The organism is Pseudomonas lundensis, from assembly GCF_002269125.1.
Classification (GTDB): Bacteria; Pseudomonadota; Gammaproteobacteria; order Pseudomonadales; family Pseudomonadaceae; genus Aquipseudomonas; species Aquipseudomonas lundensis_A.
In genome coordinates this window covers 37,008-58,349 of the sequence record NZ_NQKI01000028.1, presented here as the reverse complement: position 1 = coordinate 58,349, position 21,342 = coordinate 37,008, and the positions used below count along the sequence as shown (strand labels likewise).

Annotated in this window: 19 protein-coding genes; 10 read left to right on the top strand and 9 right to left on the bottom strand. The window is 58.2% G+C overall.

Translation table 11 applies throughout. The features are described 5' to 3' along the window. Positions 1–31 precede the first annotated feature (31 nt). The gene (locus tag CJF39_RS16740; RefSeq protein ID WP_094994425.1) at positions 32–706 is read left to right on the top strand and encodes an MgtC/SapB family protein; all 675 of its coding nucleotides are present in this window, start codon (positions 32–34) and stop codon (positions 704–706) included. 218 nt (positions 707–924) lie between these two features. Further along, complete coding sequence (locus tag CJF39_RS16735; RefSeq protein WP_432760250.1) at positions 925–1,899, top strand: GlxA family transcriptional regulator; 975 nt, start codon at positions 925–927, stop codon at positions 1,897–1,899. A 41-nt stretch (positions 1,900–1,940) separates the two neighbouring features. On the opposite strand, the gene CJF39_RS16730 is transcribed toward CJF39_RS16735, so the two are convergent. The 7 genes from CJF39_RS16730 to CJF39_RS16700 all read right to left on the bottom strand — a co-directional run bounded on the left by CJF39_RS16730 (position 1,941) and on the right by CJF39_RS16700 (position 8,198). Then, positions 1,941–2,699, bottom strand: coding sequence for a helix-turn-helix transcriptional regulator (locus tag CJF39_RS16730; RefSeq protein ID WP_249275384.1), 759 nt, complete (start codon positions 2,697–2,699; stop codon positions 1,941–1,943). Beyond that, entirely contained in the window at positions 2,659–3,435 is a 777-nt protein-coding gene (locus CJF39_RS16725) for an amino acid ABC transporter ATP-binding protein (protein ID WP_094994433.1), read from the bottom strand. Before CJF39_RS16725 ends, CJF39_RS16730 begins: the two co-directional genes overlap by 41 nt. Positions 3,436–3,494: 59 nt before the next feature. After that, the gene (locus tag CJF39_RS16720) at positions 3,495–4,205 is read right to left on the bottom strand and encodes an ABC transporter permease (RefSeq protein WP_094994422.1); all 711 of its coding nucleotides are present in this window, start codon (positions 4,203–4,205) and stop codon (positions 3,495–3,497) included. Then, positions 4,202–4,921, bottom strand: a complete 720-nt coding sequence (locus tag CJF39_RS16715) for an ABC transporter permease (protein WP_094994421.1) — start codon at positions 4,919–4,921, stop codon at positions 4,202–4,204. Before CJF39_RS16715 ends, CJF39_RS16720 begins: the two co-directional genes overlap by 4 nt. A 122-nt stretch (positions 4,922–5,043) precedes the next feature. Further along, the gene (locus CJF39_RS16710) at positions 5,044–5,751 is read right to left on the bottom strand and encodes a transporter substrate-binding domain-containing protein (RefSeq protein ID WP_249275385.1); all 708 of its coding nucleotides are present in this window, start codon (positions 5,749–5,751) and stop codon (positions 5,044–5,046) included. A gap of 118 nt (positions 5,752–5,869) precedes the next feature. Beyond that, positions 5,870–6,856 carry an ornithine cyclodeaminase gene (locus tag CJF39_RS16705; protein WP_094994419.1) on the bottom strand — a complete coding sequence of 329 codons (987 nt, stop codon included), beginning with the start codon at positions 6,854–6,856 and terminating at the stop codon, positions 5,870–5,872. Between the two features lie 427 nt (positions 6,857–7,283). Beyond that, entirely contained in the window at positions 7,284–8,198 is a 915-nt protein-coding gene (locus CJF39_RS16700) for a LysR family transcriptional regulator (protein WP_094994418.1), read from the bottom strand. Between the two features lie 268 nt (positions 8,199–8,466). Here CJF39_RS16700 and CJF39_RS16695 point away from each other — a divergent pair, with 268 nt between their 5' ends. The 7 genes from CJF39_RS16695 (at position 8,467) to CJF39_RS16670 (ending at position 17,230) form a co-directional block, all read left to right on the top strand. Next, entirely contained in the window at positions 8,467–9,480 is a 1,014-nt protein-coding gene (locus CJF39_RS16695; RefSeq protein WP_094994417.1) for a zinc-dependent alcohol dehydrogenase family protein, read from the top strand. 420 nt (positions 9,481–9,900) lie between these two features. Continuing rightward, entirely contained in the window at positions 9,901–10,452 is a 552-nt protein-coding gene (locus CJF39_RS23375; protein ID WP_249275383.1) for a hypothetical protein, read from the top strand. 79 nt (positions 10,453–10,531) lie between these two features. Beyond that, a complete protein-coding gene (locus CJF39_RS23370; RefSeq protein WP_249275382.1) occupies positions 10,532–11,341 on the top strand; it encodes a hypothetical protein in 810 nt (269 codons plus the stop codon). A gap of 90 nt (positions 11,342–11,431) precedes the next feature. After that, a complete protein-coding gene (locus CJF39_RS16685) occupies positions 11,432–13,081 on the top strand; it encodes a VRR-NUC domain-containing protein (protein ID WP_094994416.1) in 1,650 nt (549 codons plus the stop codon). Then, positions 13,078–15,330, top strand: coding sequence for an ATP-dependent DNA helicase (locus CJF39_RS16680; RefSeq protein ID WP_094994432.1), 2,253 nt, complete (start codon positions 13,078–13,080; stop codon positions 15,328–15,330). Before CJF39_RS16685 ends, CJF39_RS16680 begins: the two co-directional genes overlap by 4 nt. A 300-nt stretch (positions 15,331–15,630) precedes the next feature. Next, positions 15,631–16,020 carry a RidA family protein gene (locus CJF39_RS16675; RefSeq protein ID WP_094994415.1) on the top strand — a complete coding sequence of 130 codons (390 nt, stop codon included), beginning with the start codon at positions 15,631–15,633 and terminating at the stop codon, positions 16,018–16,020. Positions 16,021–16,024: 4 nt separating this feature from the next. Continuing rightward, positions 16,025–17,230 (top strand): amino acid deaminase, encoded by a 1,206-nt coding sequence (locus CJF39_RS16670; RefSeq protein ID WP_094994414.1) that lies wholly within the window; start codon positions 16,025–16,027, stop codon positions 17,228–17,230. 57 nt (positions 17,231–17,287) lie between these two features. On the opposite strand, the gene CJF39_RS16665 is transcribed toward CJF39_RS16670, so the two are convergent. Next, positions 17,288–17,563 (bottom strand): peptidylprolyl isomerase, encoded by a 276-nt coding sequence (locus CJF39_RS16665; protein ID WP_047274612.1) that lies wholly within the window; start codon positions 17,561–17,563, stop codon positions 17,288–17,290. A gap of 44 nt (positions 17,564–17,607) precedes the next feature. Then, on the bottom strand, positions 17,608–19,776 hold the full coding sequence (locus tag CJF39_RS16660) for a PAS domain-containing hybrid sensor histidine kinase/response regulator (protein WP_094994413.1): 2,169 nt from the start codon (positions 19,774–19,776) through the stop codon (positions 17,608–17,610). 253 nt (positions 19,777–20,029) lie between these two features. Here CJF39_RS16660 and CJF39_RS16655 point away from each other — a divergent pair, with 253 nt between their 5' ends. Beyond that, positions 20,030–21,331, top strand: coding sequence for an OprD family porin (locus CJF39_RS16655; RefSeq protein ID WP_094994412.1), 1,302 nt, complete (start codon positions 20,030–20,032; stop codon positions 21,329–21,331). The last annotated feature ends 11 nt before the right edge of the window (positions 21,332–21,342 follow it).

The window sequence follows — 21,342 nt, the reverse complement described above, 5'->3', positions numbered from 1 at the left end:
ACGTCACAGGTTATTGCCGGGAAGGGACTGAATGATTTCTGATTGGGAAATGTGCATACGGCTGCTGTTGGCGGCTTTTCTGGGCAGCTTGATTGGCGTTCAGCGTGAACACCTGTTTTGGACGGCTGGCTTGCGCACTCACATGTTGGTGTGTGCGGGGGCGTGTTTGGTGATGATTGTGTCAGCGTTTGGGTTTCAGCAGGCGCTGACCATGCCGGGCACGCAGCTGGATCCTTCGCGAATTGCCGCACAGGTGGTCTCGGGGATCGGCTTTCTGGGGGCCGGATCGATCCTGATGCGCGGTGAGGTCATCAAGGGCCTGACTACGGCCGCCAGCTTGTGGGCGGTCGCAGCCATCGGCCTGGCAGTAGGAGGCGGACTGTATGTGTTGGGCACTGCGGCAACGTTTCTGATTTTGATCATCCTGATCGCTATCCGGCCCATGGAGCGCGTGCTCAGGGACATTGTGCAGATCCAGGTGGTCAAACTGGTTGCACCGTCTAATACGTTGTCGTTAAGCCAGTTGGAACAGTTGCTGGGAGAACGGTCCAAAAAAATCAAGCAATTCATCGTCGAGCAAGGGCCGGTGAAAGATACCGAAACAGTCACGCTTCAGTTCCGGGGGGTCACTCGTGTCGTAGCGGATCAAATGATCAAAGAGATACTCGCTGTTCCGGGTGTGCGCGAAGTTCTCGCGCCGCATTGAGTGCTATCAGGCGATAGGCAGGCAAGGACGGGGTAGCGCGGGAAGGCCTTTGTTGTACATGGTGATAAACGGCTTTACCCGTTCAGCACGTATAGCCACAGCGGCTTGAAGGGTGGGGAGGGGGAATCCCTTGGTATCGACGCGCACAGTGGGTTATATAAGCCAGCTCACCCCAAGATCGAGCTTTCTTGATGCAAAGACGTCAGTTCAGCGGCGGCATGAAAAGGACACACCTGCACGACGCTGCGGGCTCCACAAATGCCCCGGTTCGTGCAGGCTTTTTGTTGTTGGAGCACTTCTCGCTGCCCGCCTTTACCCAGGCCCTGGACGCGCTGGTGACAGCTAACCTGCTGCGCGCCGGGCTGTTTTCTTCACGCACTTTCGGCGTGTGCGACGCAGAGGTGCTGAGTGATCTGGGGTTGGTGATCCGCCCGGATGCGGTGTTTGAGAAGGGCAGCCTTGACGATCTGGACCTACTGATTGTGTGCGGGGGGTACAGAACCGAGCTAAAGGCGGATGAACAACTGGTTCAATTACTGCGTGCCGCAGGCCAGACCGACATGACCTTGGCGGGGCTGTGGAACGGGGCATGGTTTCTTGGCAGTGCCGGTTTGCTGCAAGGCTATCGCTGCGCCATTCATCCCGAGCATCGACCCGCGTTGGCGGAGATGGCCCGATCGGCCCAGGTCACCAGTGAGCCCTTCGTGATTGACCGAAACCGACTGACCGCCTCAAGCCCCGCAGGTGCTTTTCAGATGGCGCTGGAGTGGATCAAAGGGCTGCACGACAAGGCGTTGGTGGAAGGCATCGAGGACATTCTGGCGTTTGAGGCGTCGCGCTATCGCCGAATCAAACCGGCAGAGAACATCTGCGTCAGCGCCCCCTTGCGTGAAGTGATCAGGTTGATGGACGCTAACCTGGAAGAGCCGCTGGCGCTGGAACAATTGGCGGTCTACGCGGCAAGGTCGCGGCGCCAGTTGGAACGCCTGTTCAAGGAACAATTGGGCACCACCCCGCAGCGTTACTACCTGGAGTTGCGCCTCACAGAGGCGCGCCGTTTGTTGCAACACACGGCGCTGTCACAGGTGGACGTGCTGGTGGCCTGCGGTTTTGTGTCACCCAGTCATTTCAGCAAATGCTATAGCGCCTTTTTTGGCTACAGACCTTCCAAAGAAGTACGTTTGGTAAGGTGACGTGTGCAGGCCGTATTGAGCGGCGGTAGTGGCACAGCGGCCTATTCTTTAGGCGTGGCTTTCAAATAGTTGTAAACCGTCGCTCGAGAGATACCGAAATACTCGCCGAAATAATCGATGAAATTACGAATATCCAGCAGTCCGGCGGTGCGGGCTTGCGCCAGGGCTAACATGATTTCGGCACGCCCGAAATCGCTTTGCCGCACGTTGTGCTTAACAGATATCGCCTGGACGATAGCATTGAGCTGTTCACGCCAGTCGGTCCTGAACAAGGGCGCTGGACGTGTCTGGGGCTGCACGCCCACCACGTAGCCACTCAGCAGCTTTTGCACGTGGGTTAACACTGTCACATCGAAGTTCAGGCACAGCAATGCTGCAACCTGGCCGTCTGGCCCACGTGCAGCAATCGAGATTGAGCGCAGGGAGCGGTTGTTCAGTCCCGCTTTTTCATACGGGCCAATGACGTCCAGCCCCTTGTTCAATTCGGGTAAGTCACTGATCAATGAGGCGTCGCCGACCTTGCGCTTGGAAAAGCCGTTAGCAATGTGCGCGATCTGTCCGCTGCGAAGATCGTGGACCACAGCTTCCAGGTCTGGGAAAAGCAGGGCGGCAATGCCGTCTGCTGTTGCGTTCATGAAGGCGATATCGACCATAAGGGGCAGACAGTTCGTGAAAGTTGAGAAGGGGATTGTACGCAATCGACCTGTAATTGACAGGAGACCCGCAGGGTTGAATCGAGCACGCTTGTCATCAATGCGTTCAACGGTGGATTTGTGCCAGAAACGCTTGAGCCCGGTCACTTTCAGGGGCAGTAAAAAAACGCTCGGGGGGCAAGTCTTCGACAATGCGCCCCGCGTCGAGAAACAGTACCCGGTCAGCCACTTGACGGGCGAAGCCCATTTCGTGCGTGACGCAAAGCAGTGTCATGCCTGTATCAGCCAGCTTGACGATAACGTCCAGTACTTCATTGACCATTTCCGGGTCGAGCGCTGAGGTGGGTTCGTCGAATAGCATGATTTTTGGCGCCATGCACAGCGCCCGGGCAATCGCCACCCGCTGTTGCTGACCGCCCGAGAGCTGGCTAGGGTATTTGTTTGCCTGGTTCTCAACCCCGACTTTGTCCAAGAAGTACCTCGCCTGTTCTGCAGCCTTCTGACGTGACAGGCCGCGTACCGAGACCGGGGCGAGGGTGCAGTTTTGCAGAACAGTCATGTGGGGAAAGAGGTTGAAGCTCTGAAACACCATGCCAACTTCCCGCAGCGCCAGGCGTCTGGCCGGTGAGGGTTTCGTCAGGTCGACACCCAATGTATGGATGATGCCCTCTTGGGCAACCTCCAAGTGACTGATACAGCGGATCAAGGTCGACTTGCCTGAGCCGGACGGTCCGCACAGCACGATACGCTCCCCTTGCTGTACCGTCAGGTCGATACCGTGCAGCACTTGAAAAGGGCCATACCATTTATTCAGCCCGCTTATGTGGACTACGGTCTCTCGTGCGGTCAACGCTGAAGTGGACTGATCGTGTGACGCTGTCATGACGGGCTGCATGGCATATTCCCTCGATAAATGTGCGCAGGTTTGGAGTGGTGTGCGGGTCATCCGGCATGCTTGCTCAGTGACTGTTCAAGCCATTTGAGCGCACGCCTGACGCCTTCTACGATCAACAGGTACAGCAGCGCCGCCCACAGATAGACCTGAAAATCGAAACTGCGGGAGAACGCCACTTTGGCCACCCCCATGACGTCATATATCGTAACCAGCGAAGCGAGGGCGCTGGCTTTGATCATCAGAATCAGTTCGTTGCCTAATGGCCTGACAGCCACCAGCAACGCCTGCGGCATGATGATGTTGAAGAAGGTGACGCGACGGGGCAGGCTGAGAACTTGCGCGGCTTCGCGTTGACCCTGCGCAACGGCCATTAACGCACCGCGCAGGATTTCGGCCTGATAGGCAGCCGTGTTCAAGGTAAATGCGAGCAGGGTGCAATACCAGGCATCGCGGAAAAACCACCAAAGCCCTATCGACTCCCAGAACTGTTTGAAGGAGCCGAGGCCGTAATACAGCAAGAACAGTTGAGCGAGCAGCGGCGATCCCCGAAAAAAATACACATACACGCTGCTGAAACCGCGCAGTAAGCGACGGTCAGATAACCGACTGAGGGCAATCACCAGCCCTAGCAGCATGCCGAGGCTGAAAGAAATCGCCACCAGTTTGCCGGTGACCAACAGCCCGTCGACAAAGCGCGGACCATAGCGCTCCAGGAGCTGCGGGTTAAAAAACAGGTCGAGCCAGTCACCGGAACTCATGGCTGTGTACCCCGTTGGTGACGGTTGAAATACTGTTCGAGAACGTGGAACAGGCGGCCGGACAGTGCCGAGAAAAACAGGTAGCCAAAGCAGGCCACGGTGTAAAACAGCATGGGCTCTTTGGTGACACTCACGGCCAGACTGGTCTGACGCATCAGGTCGACCAGAGAAATAGTCGACACCAGCGAGGTCTCTTTAAGCAACGCCAGCCAATTGTTTGACAAGCCCGGTAAGGCCACACGCGCCAGTTGTGGGAGCAGCACGTTGCGAAACATCGCGCTGGTGCTCAAACCCAGCACCTTCGCCGCTTCGAACTGGCCTTTGGGTATGGCCTTGAAGGCGCTTAGCCAGACTTCACTCGAAAACGCCGCAAACACCAGGCTGAAGGCAATCATCGCCGCGACGAATGCATTGATTCTCACGTCGGCCGGGTAGCCCAGCGTGGCAAGGAGCTTCTGTGCTCCGATCTGGCAGCCGTAGTAGATGATCAGTAACGTCAACAGCTCCGGCAAGCCGCGAAAGACCGTGGAAAATGCCGTGGCACTCAGACGCAGCCAGCGTCGCCGGGACCGAGCGGCAAACGCAACGCCCAGGCCCAGCGGCAAGCCCAGCGGCACACAGCTCAACGCCAGTGCGAGTGTTACCAGGGCGCCCATCAACAAGGCTGCGCCCCAACCGCCGCTGGCAAAGGATAACAAGGTCAACTGCTCAGGCATGCCCGAACCCTCTTGCGCGATCTATGAGGGGCATGACGTCGTCGCGCCAAATGGCTGCGCGAGGCGAGGTCACGATGGGGAGCAGGTGCGCCGGGGACCCCGTGGCGCACGCTCCCTGAGGGTCAATAAATGTCGAAGTCGAAGTAACGGCTGACGATTTTTTTGTAAGTGCCGTCAGCGATTATTTCAGCCAGCGCATTGTTCAATCGTTCACGCAAGGCGTTGTCTTCCAGGCGCACGACGATAGCGGCATCGGCGTTAGTGCCCTTTACGTCACCCAGAAACTTGCAACACTCTTTTCCTTTCCCCGGCGCTTTGAGCCAGGCCAGCAACGGGTATTTATCAGCGATGACAGCATCCAGGCGCCCGGCGGCCAGATCGCTGACAGCCTCATCCTGAGAGGGGTAGAGCTTCACAGTGGCGCCGGCAGCGGCGTAATGCTCTTCGGCGTAGATCGATTGTGTCGAAAACGATTGGGTGCCCACCGTTAACCCCTTGAAATCGGTCTGGGCATCGCGGATGGTTGAGTCTTTGGGCACGGCAAGGGACAAGGGTGTGCGGTAATAGCGATCAGTGAAGGCCACCTTCTTTTTGCGCTCTTCAGTGACATTCATCGACGCCACAATGGCGTCGAATTTTTTTGCCAGCAAGGCCGGAATCATGCCTTCCCAATCTTGGGTGACAAATGTACACGTGACCTGCATCCGCTCGCACAGGGCGTTAGCAATGTCGATATCGAGCCCGTGCAACGTATTGTCCGGGTCAATGTAATTGAACGGCGGGTAAGCCCCTTCGCTGGCGATGCGCAGTGTTTCTGCCTGAGCCGTCATGGTGATGGCGAACAACAGGCAAGAGGTGAAAACGGCTGTAACGCGGACCAGGGTGTTCATGTGAGTACCTTCTTTATTGTTTTTGTTGAATCAGGCGCTTTTTACTCAGGGTGCAGGATCAGGGCGGGGTGGTGCGCGCACCGGTAGCGGGTGAATGTTGTGCCCTCTCTACCGCCAGGGTAGCGATGGCAATGTCTTGGGCTGCAAGCCCGGTAAGGTCTGCAACGGTTATGTCGTTATCACTGAGGCGGCCTGGGCGCGTGCCCGCAAGCACATGCCCCAGCGCAACATCCGCGCCTTCTGTAATCAGCCCAGCACGCAAGGCATACGCCAACTCGCCGCGTTCGGCACATTGCTGATGATCGTCGGTCATGATGACTCTGGCTTGAGCCAGAATGTGCGGGTCCAGTTCTTGTTTACCCAGGCTGTCAGCCCCCAGCGCGACAATGTGGGTCCCGGGTTTTACGGCGCTGACAGGGACGATCGCCCGGTTTGAGGGCGTGCAGGTAATCACCACATTGCAGCGTTCAAACACGTCCTCTACCGCCGATACTGCATGGGCATTCAAGGCATTAAGCCGTAAGGTTTCGGCCAAGCGGTCAGCTTTTTCCGCAGCCCGGCCCCAGATGACCACCCGCTGTGTCCCGAGGTGGTGTGCAGCCCAGAGCGCTTGCAGTTCGGCCTGATGCCCGCTGCCGAGGATACCCAGGGCTGTAATGCGCGACGGAGCACCCGCTTGTGCGGCCAGGGCTCCGGCAGCGGCGGTACGCCAACTGGTCAACCAGCCTTCATCGTTGAGAATGGCGATTAAAGTGCCAGTCAGCGAGCTGAAAACCAGCATCAGCCCGTTGTTAGTGTCCAGTCCACGGGACGGATTCTCGTAAAAGCCCATGGCCACCTTGACCACAAAAGCGGGAGCACCGCGAAAATATCCGAACCGGATGTGGCAATCGCCCGGCGGGTCCTGAAACAGCAGTTCACCCGATTTCGCGCTGATCACCTTGTCGCGCGCATGCTCAACACAGGCGTTGCGCACCACTCGCAGTATGTCGTGGCGCGTCAAGGCTGCGCGCAGACTGTTCAAGTCATAAAGCAGCGGGCTCATAGGCCACTGCCCCTGTGGCAAAAAAGGCTGCGAGCCCGGTGATGCCGCGCACTTGAGCCTGTTTGTGGCAGCCTGCGTTTCACGACGACCATAGTGTTGGACCTGATACGGGGTGAAAGTCTGCTGTACGGCCTATAAGTGGCAATACAGGTTGTGTGGTGCTGTGCTGAGGTCAAATGGTTTTAGACTAATTTTCTAACATAAATACATTGTCTAATTGTTGCGGGCGTGCGGACGCTCTCTGATCAAGGCCCAGATCTTTGGCGTACGTGTCTCTACGCCGAACGCTGCGCGGCCACAGGCGAAGCGCGTCATTGGACGTGAGTCAAGGGAGTCGTGTTTGGTTCGCTTGCGCAGTGTGAAGCGTGCTCGGGCCGTGCGGCCAAATCCCGAATCGATCTGACCTGGCCCTCAGCATTGCGTGATGTCAGAGGCTGTCCGGATCCCCGAAGAACATCTGGATCCGTGACCGCAGCCAGCGCTCTCCGGGATCGTTGTCTTGAGCGCCACGCCAAGCCATGTGCAGTTCAAAGGTCTGGGTATCCAGCGGCGGGTCTTCAGCCCGAATACCGCCGGCGGCTGTCAAGGCTTCGGCGGTGTAATCGGGCACGGTGGCGATGATATCGGTACCGGCAAGCAAGGTGCTCAGGCCGTTGAACTGCGGAACGGCCAGCACCACGTGGCGCTTGCGGCCGAGTTTTTCCAGCTCGGTATCGATAAAGCCGCTCAAGTCACCGGCAAATGACACCAGTGCGTGGGGGCGGGCGCAGAAGTCATCCAGCGACAGTGCGCCGGGTACGCTATCGGCGCGCAGCAGTTTGGGTTTGCTGCGGCGCAGCACTTTACGTTTGGCATTGGCCGGCAGGTCGTTGGTGTAGCTGACGCCGACTGAAATTTCACCGGATGCCAACAACGGCGGCATCAGGATGTAGTTCACCCGCCGCACCACCAGCACAATGCCAGGCGCCTCGGCACGCAGGCGTTTGAGCAGCATGGGGAGGAGGGCAAATTCCACGTCGTCCGACAACCCGATGCGAAAGACCGAGGTGCTGGTGGCCGGGTCGAATTCCGAAGCGCGGCTGACCGCAGTGGAAATAGAGTCCAGCGCCGGGGACAGCAGTGCAAAAATCTCAATCGCCCGCGCGGTAGGCTCCATGCTGCGGCCGGTCCGCACGAACAGCGGATCATCGAACAAGTTGCGCAGGCGCGATAACGCCGCACTGATCGCCGGTTGGCCGAGGAACAATTTCTCTGCGGCACGGGTCACACTGCGTTCATGCATCAAGGTTTCAAAGACGATCAGCAGGTTAAGATCGACGCGACGCAAGTCGTTACGGTTCATCTCGCTGGCTTCACAGGCGGTTCTTCAGGGACTTAGGTGACGGATCTTACGGGCATACATGCCAAATCGTCACTGCCTAGATTTGCTTTCTGATTGCCTGATCGGATTAACTTTGCGCCTTACGCAGCTTTTTACGGCCTCTTTGGCACAAGCACTGCGGTCGCGGATCAATGTCAGGCATGTCGACTATTAATGCTGTCTGTTAGTCTTGCGCCCAAAGCCCCGATAAAGTCCCGGGGTATTAGCGATTAATTTGGCGAGGTTTGCGATGTCGCGCACGATCCGTTTTCACAAGTTTGGCTCGGCCGAGGTGCTCAAGTGCGAAGAGCACGAGGTCGCTGCGCCCGCGCCCGGAGAAGTGCAGGTGCGCGTCGAAGCCATTGGTATCAGTTGGTATGACGTGCTCTGGCGGCAAAATCTGGCGCCGTCCCAGGCTCGCCTGCCTGCCGGTATTGGTCAGGAGATGGCGGGGATCGTGACCGCTGTCGGTGAGGGCGTGAGTGACTTGAAACCGGGGGACAAGGTCGCCAGTTTTCCTGCACACAGCGCCAATGACTACCCGAGCTATGGCGAGCGTGTCCTGATGCCACGCTGCGCATTAACCCGCTATCCAGAGGTGCTGAGTCCGGTTGAGGCCAGCGTCCATTACACACCGTTGTTGATCGCCTATTTCGCCTACGTGGATCTGGCGCGGGTCAAGCCGGGCCAAACCGTGTTGATCACCGACGCCAGCCATTGCGCAGGCCCATCGTTCGTACAGATGGGCAAAGCGTTGGGCGCCACGGTCATTGCAGCCACTAAAGAAGCGGCCGAACGCGACTACTTAAGCGAACTTGGCGCCGACAAAGTGATCGTTACCGAAGAACAGGACTTGCTGATGCAGATCAACAAGATCACTGACGGTCGAGGCGTAGACACCGTGTTCGACGGTTTGGGTGGCCCGCAAATGTCTGTGTTGGGGGATGTGCTTGCGCCCCGTGGCAGCCTAGTGCTTTACGGCCTGCAAGGGGGTAATCAAACGCCATTTCCGGCTTGCGCGGCGTTTCAGAAGAACATTCAGTTCTTTGTGCACTGCATCGGTAATTTCACCGGCAAGCCGGAATTGGGCATCGCCCAGGACCAGGAAGCCATGGCGCGCGCATTGCGAGCCATCAATGAATGGACGGCCGACAGGATCCTGCGCCCGCTGGTGGTTAAAGTCTTTCCTTTCGATCAATTTGTGCAGGCGCATCGTTATATGGATGAGTGCCCTTGCCGAGGACGAGTCGCCCTGGAAGTTTGAACCTGTGCGCCACAGTTCTAGCCTCAGCCAATAAAACGCCACGACGCCTCAACGGGTCGTGGCGTTGTTGTATGTATTAATTGAGCAAGTTGAAAAGTCTTAATTGAATGTTTAAAAGTAGTCGCCGTGTTTAAAGGGGGTGTTGTAACTTTTACGGCCTGTTTAAATTTTAACTATGACCGGTCGGTCTAATTATTTATATGCGCAAATAGCTTTTCTTTTGGGTATAAATACTGATAGCTTACTGATGGCCACTCATATGGAAATTGATTGGCGTCGGGCGCATCTGGATGAATGCTAGCTGCGTAGTCGAATTCTTACATTTAAGTAATACCGGTCTTTTTTTATAAGAGGCAGGGTATGCCTGGCCGCTTTGAGTGAGCCTGCAATTACTAACCAGACGTTGCGGAGGGTTAACCCATGAGTACCTTTCATGAGCAGGCCATGAGCTTTGTATATCAACAAGTTCTGCATCGCCTGACAGGCTTCTTCAGTCGACATGAGCGCATTGCGCTGCAATTGTTGATTCAGCGGTTATTGGTGGCAGCCGGAGGGATCGAGCGCATAGGTCAGTTCCGGGTGATGGTGGTGCATGAGGGGGGTAAGGAAAGCGCTTACACCCTGGCGTTTCTCCGCGCCGCGCAGTTGAGTATTGCAGCACGGGCGCCCGTTACGTTTATGTTGCGTCTGGCCGTACTACGCCAGCCCAGACTCACCGCATCCGTCATGGCCAGGTTCCATAACCAGTGCAATGAGTTGTTCTTGTATGACGATGATCGGGTTGAATTGCTTCAGGTCGATGAGACGGGCGCCCATCCCGTCACACGTCATACCCCGTTCAGTGAATGCCCGCCAGAAGCCGGGAAACTCGATGTCTTGATGTGGGGGGCATGTATCGGAGGGGGATGCACGGGCGACGTTTTTGTACAGCGACCTGTTGTCACGGGCCCCGCTGTTTCAGACAGCTTATAGGTGGGGTGGCGCGGTCAATGCGCTGATCGACAGACGCCCACCGCCGCACTTGGGGGAATACGCCCACTGGATGTTAAAGGTGGCTGAACAGCTGGGGCACTGTGAGGCCAGTTCCACCGACGATGTGCTGCCGGCTGCGCTGGATATGTGTTTAAAACTTGAGAAGGCGTCTCGCTCGATACTGCACCCGCAATCCATACCCGCAGAAACACCCGCGCTGTCGGCGGGCAGCGAGTGGGTTGTTATTAACGTATTTGATTGTCTCTCCTGCGAAGTGGAAGTCCTGAACTCCGAAGCGCTTAACTTTACCGAGGGCCACATTAATGCCGCGGGTGTCAATATTGAAGAGCCTCAAGCCGCAGTGATATTAGTTGAAGCGCATGTGCAAGGGTTGCGTCACGTTTATACCGAAACCGGCGATTATTGCAGTGGGGTCAGTTCATACTTACATGCGCTGGTTCGGGAGAATGAATGTAATTCTCGATACAAGGGGCAACTTGTGAGTGTCATTGCCGGTGCGTTTAATACACCAAAGCGAATTCAGAAGTTACGCCAGCAGATGGCCGACTATTTAAATAATCTCTATAACGTGAAGGATGAGCAGATCAGTTGCTTTATTCAATCGCCTTTTGTTGAACAAGGCGGGCAACTCGCAGCGTTTGTGCAACGCAACTACCCTGACAAATTACCGTGGGTGCCCGATCTGCACGACGCCTTGCAGGCTCACCCCCAAGCATGTGCGCGTCAGGCAGCCTGGCTCGAAACCGTGAGCGGGCTGCCGTTGAAGTCCCTGCAAGCGCTTTACACCCTGAGCAAGATCGACCTGGCTGAAGGCACCACCCTGATTGACCTTATGGGGTCCCATGACCCGGCCAGACGGTCGCGCTGAACCATTCATCCATTAGCCATTGCCAACCTGCAGGACGAACTGATATCTGTACGCTTATCCAGTATTTAACGTCAGTGGTTCGTTCCGCCTGTGATTTCCAATCCCCTCGAAGACCCGTTGTACTACCTGAAGAACTTCCAGCACGTCCTGCACTGGATCAAATCCCGTTACGACGATCTGCTGAACCTTGAAGAGCAGTGCTTCATCGACACGTTCCTCCAGTTGCCCGGTGCTTCACAGGCACTGTGGGTCAGGCTGGTCATGCGCAAGGGCACGCACTTTCGCGCGAGCAAGCTCAATTACGCCGAAATCGGTGATATCGCCTCTGCCGCGGCCCCCTTGCTGGACCAAGGCTGGGTGAATGACCAGGCGACGATCAACCTGACAGATGTGTTCGAGGTGCTCCAAAAGGCTGAATTGCTGCGTTTTTTCGCTGCGCATATTGCTGATTCAAAAGGCCGAAAGGCCGACTGGAAGGCCCGGTTGAGCCTTGAGCTGACCGATGAGCAACCCCTGGGGAACTGGTGCCCGGGCCTGGAAGACCGGCTGTTTACCCTGACCAACCGTGCCTTGGGTGATCGTCTGCGCCTGATGTTTTTCGGCACCCTCAACCAGAGCTGGTCCGACCTGGTACTGGCGGATCTGGGCCTGTTTACTTACGAAGCCGTGCCATTGAGCCCGGCGTCGCGTGCCCTGCGTTGCCGGGCTGATATCGACGGCTATTTGCACCTGCATGCGTGCCGCGAACAGTTCGAAACCGCGCAAGACGTCGACCTTGTTTTGCAGCACGTACTTGACTACACGGCCGACAACCGCTGGCTGGCGCGCCGTCGCGCGCGTTTGTTGTTTCAATTGGGGCAATACCACGAGCGGGCAGGCGATCACCTGCGCGCCCTGCACATTTATCCTCACAGCCAGCACCCGCAAGCCCGGGTGCGCACGGTGCGCTGCATGGAGCACCTGCAAGCGTTTGAGCAAGCTTATGCGTTGGCTCAAGCCGCCGAACAGGCACCGCTGACCGATGAGGAGTCTCAACAGTTGCAGCGAATGCTCCCGCGGCTGCGACGCAAACTCGGACTGCCCGCAGAGCCACGTGCCCGCCCCGGCGCCCCGCAACGCCTCGACCTGTGCCTGGAACGCCATGCGGGACGTTCGGTGGAGTTCAGCGTGGCTGCCCATTTGCACACCGAGGATGCGCCGGTGCATTACGTGGAAAACACGCTGATCAACGCCCTGTTCGGGTTACTGTGCTGGCCCGCCATTTTTGCGCCGCTGCCGGGCGCGTTTTTCCATCCGTATCAAAGTGGGCCCGCCGATTTGCTGGAAGACGACTTCCACGCACGTCGATCCGAGCTGTTCGACGCCTGTTTCGCGCAATTGCACGATGGACGATACCGGCACACCATTCGCGACACGTACACCCGAAAATATGGCGTGCAGTCGCCATTCGTGGCGTGGGGCCATCTGAACGAACAGTTGCTGGAGCATGCGCTGAGCTGCCTGCCGCCTGAGCATTTGCAACGGTGGTTCAGTCGATTGTTACTGGACATAAAAGCCAACCGCACCGGTATGCCCGATCTGATCCAGTTTTGGCCCGCGCAAAAAACCTACCGCATGATGGAAGTCAAAGGGCCTGGGGATCGCCTGCAAGACAACCAGCTGCGTTGGCTGGCCTTTTGCGAGCAGCATCAGATGCCAGTCACCGTGTGTTACGTGCAATGGCAAGTGTGTACCGCGTGAGTTATCGCATTGCAGTCAGGGCCTTGTGTGAGTTCACGGCCAAAATTGGCGATCTTGACCTGCGTTTCACGCCGTCCCCGAGTGCGCAACAGGGCATTGCCGGGCATCGCACTGTCGCCTCACGCCGCAATGCTGACTATCAAGCGGAGCTGAGCCTTGAAGGCCAGTACCGCACGCTCTGTGTGCGGGGCAGGGCCGATGGCTACGACCCGGTGAATAATGTACTGGAAGAGGTGAAAACCTTTCGCGGCGACTTCGCTGCCCTCCCGGCCAATCACCGTCATTTGCACTGGGCGCAGGCCAAGGTCTACGGGGGGTTGCTGTGTCAGCGACTGGAGCTGCCTGCGGTCAATTTGGCGCTGGTGTATTTCGACATCGTCAGCGAAAAAGAAACACGGCTGCAGGAAGAGTGGAGTGCCGCTGATCTTCAACAGTTTTTCATACAGCAATGTCAGCAGTTTCTGGCCTGGGCGGAACAGGAAGTCGCGCACCGTGGCGTTCGCGATGAAGCCGCGCGCACGCTGGCTTTCCCCCACCCGGCGTTTCGCACGGGGCAACGCCCGTTGGCCGAGGCGGTGTACAAAACCGTCAGCACCGGCCGTTGCCTGATGGCCCAGGCGCCCACCGGCATTGGTAAAACGGTGGGCACGCTGTTTCCATTGCTCAAGGCCATGCCCACGCAACAACTGGACAAGCTGCTGTTTCTCACTGCCAAAACACCCGGCCGCAAACTGGCTCTGGATGCCGCGCAGGTGCTGTACCCCGACGAAGGGCCGGGAGCGCTGCGCGTGCTGGAGCTGGTGGCCCGTGAAAAAGCCTGCGAATACCCGCAAAACGCCTGTAACGGCGATGCATGCCCGCTAGCCAAAGGGTTTTATGACCGCTTGCCTGCCGCGCGCCAGGCCGCCGTCCAGCACGCGCACCTGGATCAGGCCGCCTTGCGCGAGGTGGCACTGACGCATCAGGTGTGCCCGTATTACCTGAGTCAGGAAATGGCGCGCTGGGCCGATCTGGTGATTGCCGATTACAACTATTACTTCGACTTCAGTGGTTTGTTGTACGGACTTGCGCAGGCCAACCAATGGAAGGTGGCGACCCTGATCGACGAAGCCCATAACCTGGTGGAACGCGGCCGCCAGATGTACAGCGCCAGCCTTGACCAGTACAGCTTGAACGCCGTGCGTCTCAACGCCCCGGCGCCTTTGGACAAGGCGTTTAAACGCTTGAATCGCGAGTGGAACGCGCTGCATCGTGAGCAAGTCGGGCCCTATCAGGTTCATGCGCAGGTACCGGGCAAATGGCTGACTGCGTTGACGGCTTGCATCACCGCCATCGGGGATTACCTCAACGATCACCCGCAAGGCATGACCGGCGAGTTGCAGGGTTTTTACTTCGATGCGCTGCAATTCAACCGGGTCGCGGAGCTGTTCGATGGGCATTTCATTTTCGATGTCACCCTGCGTGAAACCGGCAAGCGCCGCCTGTCGCAGCTTAATTTGCGCAATGTGGTGCCTGCCGCTTTTATTGGGCCGCGCCTGGCCAGTGCCCACAGTAACGTGCTGTTTTCTGCCACCCTGAGCCCACGGGTGTATTACGCCAATCTGCTCGGTCTACCGCCAGACACGGTGTGGATCGATGTGGAGTCGCCGTTCAAGGCTGAACAATTAACCGTGCGCGTGGTAAACCACATTTCCACCCGTTTTACCCACCGTGAGCAGTCACTGGAGCCGATTGTCGAGCTGATGGTTCAGCAATATGAACAGCGGGCGGGCAATTATCTGGCGTTCTTCAGCAGTTTCGACTACTTGCAGCAAGTGGCCGGGCTGCTCGCTGAACGTCACCCGCACATTGCGCAGTGGCAACAGGCGCGTCGGATGGATGAAGCCGCGCGCCAGGGCTTCCTCGACCGCTTTACGCTGACCGGGCAGGGCATCGGTTTTGCGGTGTTGGGCGGGGCGTTTGGGGAAGGCATTGACCTGCCCGGCGCGCGCCTGATCGGCGCCTTTATCGCCACCCTGGGACTGGGCCAGTTCAACCCGGTCAATGAACAGATCAAGCTGCGCATGGGGGCGTTGTTCGGGGCGGGCTATGACTACACCTACTTGTACCCGGGCATGCAAAAAGTCGTCCAGGCGGCCGGGCGTGTGATCCGTACCCAAAGCGATCAGGGGGCGTTGTTTTTGATTGATGACCGGTTTGCCGAGCCCAACGTGCAACAGCTTTTGCCCAAATGGTGGTCACTGCGATAACCGATCCACTGATCGGATATTTTCCGCGATAGGAGGGGCGCAATATCACAGCGATATCACTGGCTGATAGACTGCGCGCCGCTGAAAATCTGCCAGTCGTCAGAGCAGATTGGCCCCCTTGCAGTTGAGTACTGAGCGTGAAACGTGCGTTTTTGCTGTATGTGGTCTGCATGTCCCTCGTTTTAGCCGGATTCGCCTGGATCTTCATCACCCTGTATCACTGACTCTTCGCCTGCACGTGTATGGCAAACTCCTACGCCTTGGGCGCATTCGCCGCCTGTACGTATCGAGGAGTTTGTTATGAGCATCAAACGTTTCGGAACCGGCGCCGTGGGCGCAGGTGGTCAGCCGTTGCCCTTTGCCCGTGCCGTAGAAGCGGATGGCTGGTTGCACGTCTCGGGGCAAGTGGCGATGGAACAGGGCGAAATCATTGCGGGCGGTATCGTCGAACAAACCCATAAAACCATGCAAAACCTGATCGCGATCCTCGAAGAAGCCGGTTACGGCCTCGAAGATGTGGTGCGTGCAGGCGTGTGGCTGGCCGATCCGCGAGACTTCTGGAGTTTCAACAAAGTGTTCGCCAGCTATTTCAGCAGTGAACACGCCCCGGCCCGCGCCTGCGTACAGGCAATGATGATGGTGGACTGCAAAGTCGAAATCGACTGCATCGCCTACAAAGCCAAAGGGTGAACCTATGAACCTGCTTGACGTGGAGAAGGGCGCAGCACGGATCGGGGACCACCTGCTGTGTGACGTCAGCCTTCCGGCGCTGGTGATTCATCGCCAGGCGCTGGAACACAACATTCGCTGGATGCAGGATTTCGTCACGCGCAGCGGCGCGGTATTGGCACCGCACGGCAAAACCAGCATGGCCCCTGCGGTGTTTCGTCGGCAGATGGCGCAGGGCGCGTGGGCCATGACCCTGGGCACCGCCGTGCAGACCCGCGTGGCGTATGCAGCGGGTGTGCGCAGGGTGCTGATGGCCAACCAGTTGGTGGGGCGCCCGAACATGGCACTCATCGCGGATTTGCAGGCCGACCCCGGGTTTGAATTTCACTGCCTGGTGGATCACCCGGACAACGTCGCCGCCCTTGGCGCCTTCTTCGCTGAACGTGGTCAGCGCTTGAACGTGATGATTGAGTATGGCGTCACAGGCGGGCGTTGTGGTTGCCGCACAGAAGCGCAGGTTATCGCCCTGGCGGCCGCCATCAGTGCGCAACCGGCATTGGCCCTGACCGGAATCGAAGGCTATGAAGGGGTGATTCACGGCGCACAGGCCGTCACGGACATCCGTGCCTTTGCCGCCTCGCTGGTGCGTCTGGCGCTGGCGTTGCAGCGTGGCGGCGCCTTTAGGCGCGACACGCCGATCATTACTGCGTCAGGTTCAGCCTGGTATGACCTGATTGCCGAAGCCTTCGAAGCCGAGGCCGCCAGCGGACGCTTCCTGAGTGTTCTGCGCCCCGGCAGTTACGTGGTCCACGATCATGGGATCTATAAAGCAGCGCAGTGTTGCGTGCTGGACCGGCGCAGCGATTTGCACGAAGGCCTGCGCCCGGCGATGGAAGTGTGGGCACACGTGCAATCATTGCCGGAACCTGGCTTGGCCATCGTGGCGCTGGGCAAGCGTGATGTGGCCTATGATGCCGGGCTGCCGGTGCCGCTCAAGCGCTACCGCGAAGGGAAGGTGGATGCCTCGGGCGATGACGTGAGCGCGTGCACAGTGACTGCGCTGATGGACCAACATGGGTTTATGACCGTTGGCCCTGGCATTGAGCTGCGGGTGGGCGACATCATCAGCTTTGGGACGTCCCACCCATGCCTGACGTTTGATAAATGGCGTACGGGCTGCCTGGTAGACGAGCAGCTGGCAGTGGTTGAACCGTTCGAGATCGTGTTTTAAGGCGCGTCGGTGTCGGGGAACGAAGCCGCGCTCAGTCGCGCCGCCTCGTCCCCGCGCTTAATCGCGGAAAAACACTTGCACCAAGTGGTAACCGAACTTGCTTTTGACCGGGCCATGCACCACACGCAGCGGTTTTTTGAAGATGATCTGGTCAATCACACCGACCATTTGCCCCGGCCGTACTTCCCCCAAATCGCCTCCGCGTTTGCCAGAAGGGCAGGTCGAGAACTTCTTGGCCAGCACATCGAAGGCTTCACCCTTGGCGATGCGTTGCTTGAGGGACTCGGCTTCTTCTGCGGTCTTCACCAGAATATGGCGGGCTTGAGCTTTCATGGGGCGTATACCTTGCAGCTATTGGGCAAATTCGAGGGCGCGGATTATGCCTGAGTTTTCGCCGGGATCATTGCCCGAATCAGGGTTGCCAGCTTATCCACCGAGAACGGTTTGCCGATCATGTCCATGCCCGAGTCCAAAAAACCCTCGCGCTGGATGGCGCTCTCCGCATAGCCGGTCATGAACAGTACATTCAGGCCGGGACGCTGTTGACGGGCGATTTCCGCCAACTGGCGGCCGTTCATACCGGGTAACCCCACGTCGGTCACCAGCAAGTCGATGCGCAGCGACGACTCCAGCAGTGACAACGCGGTTTTGGCATCCGGCGCCTGATGGGCGGTGTAGCCCAACTCATCCAGCACATTAAGCACCAGCGTGCGCACGGCGGGGTCATCCTCCACTACCAGCACGCTTTCACCCTCAATGGCGCAGGGGGCATCCGGGCTGACAACCGGCGGGCGGGGTTGCACTTGCAGGTTGTAATGGCGGGGCAAGTACAGGCGCACACAGGTGCCGTTGCCGCTTTCACTGGTGATGGTCACGTGCCCGCCCGACTGTTGGGCAAAGCCATAGATCATGGACAGGCCCAGCCCCGTGCCCTGGCCGATGGGTTTGGTGGTGAAAAACGGATCGAAAGCCTTGGCCAGCACCTGAGGCGTCATGCCCGAGCCGTTATCGCTGACTTCGAGCATCACATAGTCACCGGCCTTGACTGGCTCCAAGGTACTGATATCACTGCCGTCGAGGTAGCTGTTGCGGGTTCGCACGCGCAAGGTGCCGCCCTGAGGCATGGCATCGCGGGCGTTGATGATCAGGTTCAGCAAGGCACTTTCCAGCTGACCCGCGTCGGTGTTCACCGCCCAGATGTTGTCGCCCAGTTGCACATCAAGGGTGATATGGGCGCCTTTGGTGCGCCTGAACAGCTCCTCAAGTGACGTCACCAGATGATTGGGGTCCAGCGGCTTGCGGTCCAGCGACTGGCGCCGTGAAAATGCCAGCAGCCGATGGGTGAGTGCGGCCGCCCGTTGTGCCGAGGAAACGGCCGCGTCGGTGAAGCGGCCAATCTCGGCACTTCGGCCCGCAGCAATGTAGCGCTTCATCAGGTCGAGACTGCCGATGATGCCGGTGAGCATGTTGTTGAAATCATGGGCGATGCCGCCGGTCAATTGGCCCACGGCTTCCATCTTCTGCGCATGGCGCAGCGCATCTTCGGCCCGTTCGCGCTCCTGCATTTCGCGTTGCAGTTGCTCGTTGGCCTCAGCCAGCGCCTGAGTACGTTCGGCCACGCGCTCTTCAAGGGTTTCATTGAGGTGGAGCAGGGCTTGTTCGGTTTTTTTGCGTTCGGTGATGTCCAGCGCTGCGCCCATGAACCGCTGGGCGCGTCCGGGGTCCGCACTGAAGCAACGACCGCGGGCGAAAATCCAGCGGATTGTGCCGTTGGCGTCCAGCAGGCGGTATTCCTCTGCGTATTCGCCATTGCTGGCCAGGCAGGCTTTGATCGAACGGGTCAGCAGCCCCCGGTCTTCAGGGTGTACGCCTTCTAAATACGCGGTAATCGGTAACTGCCCGGACAACTGCGGCTCAATGCCATGCATCTGCGCAAATCGGCTGTCGGTGACGAACAGGTCCTGGTCGATGTTCCAGTCCCATGTGCCCACGCCGTTGGTGACGGTCTGCGCCAGTCGCAGGCGTTCCTCGGTGTCGTGTTGGGCCTTGCGGGTGGCTTTTGAGCGTTGCCGCAGTTTGATGGCCGTACGGCGGCGGCGGGACGCCTTGACCGCCATCATCAAGAGCCCTGCCACCTCGCCGGTGTCGTCGCACACCGGGCTGAACGTCAGGTCAAGCCACATTTCATTGGCGTGCTGGCGATCAGGGATCAAAAAATACTGATCGATGTGGCTGCGGCTTTCACCTGCCAGCACGGCGTCAATGATCGGCTGGGTGAATTCCCGGTACTCGGGCCAGCTCTGGTGCACCGGCTGGCCAAATGCGTCCGGGTGTTTGTCGCCGGCCAGCACGGCAAAGCTGTCGTTGTAGATCTGCGTCAACTGCTTGCCCCACAACAACAGCATGGGCATGGGCGAGTTCATTAACAGCTGGACACAGGTGCGCAGGCTTTGCGGCCAGTCAGCCACCTCGCCCAGCGGGTTTCGTTGCCAGTCCAGGCGTTGCGACAGGGGCGCGAGTTGACTGAGGGAAAATACAGCGCTCATGAAAAATCCTGAGGGGGTCAATCGTCGGTGCGTCTATTTAAGGCCGGATATGGGTTAAACGCTATTAACTAAATGAACGGGGCTAAATGTGGGCAAAAGGCCATCATTTGCGACTAAGGTCGTATGAGGCAGCAGCTTAGCCTTTCGTACAATTGCGCCCCCTTTGCATTGAGCGCTTTCGCCCCGGTTTCTAACCGAAGGTGCAGGCTCAATGGTTTTCGTCTTGCGAATGATTCGCTGCTGGAGCTTGTACATGGTTGTCCCTTTTTCGTTGTTGCCGCAATGCCGGGCTGCACGCCTGAGCGCGCTGGCGGTGTGCGCCGGTTTTGCTGCACAAACCCAGGCCGGCGGTTTTATTGAAGACAGCACGGCCAAGCTGGAAGCCCGTACCGTGTACTTCAATCGCGATTTTCGGGACGGCAGCACGTCTAGCCCGCAAGGCGCTTCCAAGCGTGAAGAAACCGCCCAGGGGTTCATCCTCAACGTGCAATCGGGCTACACCCAAGGCACGGTGGGTTTTGGTCTGGACGCGCTGGGCATGCTGGGCCTGAAACTGGACTCCAGCCCCGCCGACAGCAACAGCGGGCTGTTGCCTTCGACCGGCAGCGACCCGCGTCGTTCCAAGGACCAATACGCGAAAATCGGCGTGACCGCCAAAATGCGTTTATCCGATACCGTGCTCAAGTACGGTGCCTTGCTCCCGGATCTGCCCTTGCTCAAGTACAACGATGGCCGTTTGCTGCCGAACATGTTCAACGGTGCGATGCTGGTTTCCAGGGACGTAAACGACCTTACGATCATGGCCTCGCGCCTTAATCGTTACACCGCGCGCGACTCCACCGACCCGCAGGATTTACGCCTCAACTGCAAGAACAAGCGTTATGGCTGCAACATCACCGCCGACCACTTCAACATGTACGGTCTGGACTACAAGGTTAATGACCGACTGACGGCGCAGTACCACTACGCCGAACTTGAAGACATCTATCGCCAGCAATTCGTGGGACTGCTGGCCAACCAGCCGATCGGCCCGGGCGTGCTGTCGGCTGACGTGCGCCTGTTCAAAAGTGACGATGCCGGTTCTGCCAAGGCCTCGACCATCGACAACCGTGCCCTGGGGGCCATGCTGGGTTACTCGCTGGGCGAGCACAAAGTCAGCGCGGGCTGGCAGCGCATGAACGGTGACAGCTCCATGCCGTATCTGGATGGCAGCAACCCGTACTTGGTCAACTACTTGCAAGTCAACGATTTCGCCAACGCGCAGGAACGCTCTTGGCAATTGCGCTACGACTATGACTTCAAGGCCATGGGTTACAACGGCTGGTCGTTCATGACCCGCTATGTGAACGGCGACAACATCAAGGTTGTAGGCCGCGCCGAAGAAGGCAAAGAGTGGGAACGCGACACCGAGGTCAAATACATTGTGCAAAGCGGCACGTTCAAAGACCTGAGCCTGCGCTTTCGTAATGCCACCTACCGCACCAACTACTCCAAGTTCGCCCGTGACGTGGACGAAACCCGCCTGATCGTCAGCTACAACCTCAACATCTGGTAACCCTTGCGACC